The 231-nt window shown below is 43.3% G+C and carries 1 protein-coding gene; it reads left to right on the top strand.

All coding sequences use genetic code 11. The features are described 5' to 3' along the window. Nucleotides 1–30: 30 nt before the first annotated feature. The coding region (locus ACPYOJ_RS37175) for a hypothetical protein (RefSeq protein WP_481420657.1) at nucleotides 31–231 on the top strand (201 nt) is incomplete at its 3' end.

Here is a 231-nt window from a genome sequence, read left to right as displayed (position 1 = left end):
GACACTTAGAACAATACCACTACTGCGGTAATGAGTAAAGTACACGTTGCATACGGGCAGGTAGCCAACACAACAGATAATAACAATGTTGAATTTTTCAATACTGCAGGAAGTTCTTTTCATTCGCCGGATATGAACACGACCCTTCCTTTTCAGGGAACAACGTACAAGCATGTTGAGGTAACGGCAGAGGTAGATCCTGCTGCGCCTGCAAACTGGATCGTAAAAATT

The sequence above is a fragment of the Rhizobium sp. SVR5-9E genome (assembly GCF_056755095.1).
Note: the sequence above shows the minus strand (reverse complement) of the source record. Positions and strands in the feature narration are given on the sequence as shown.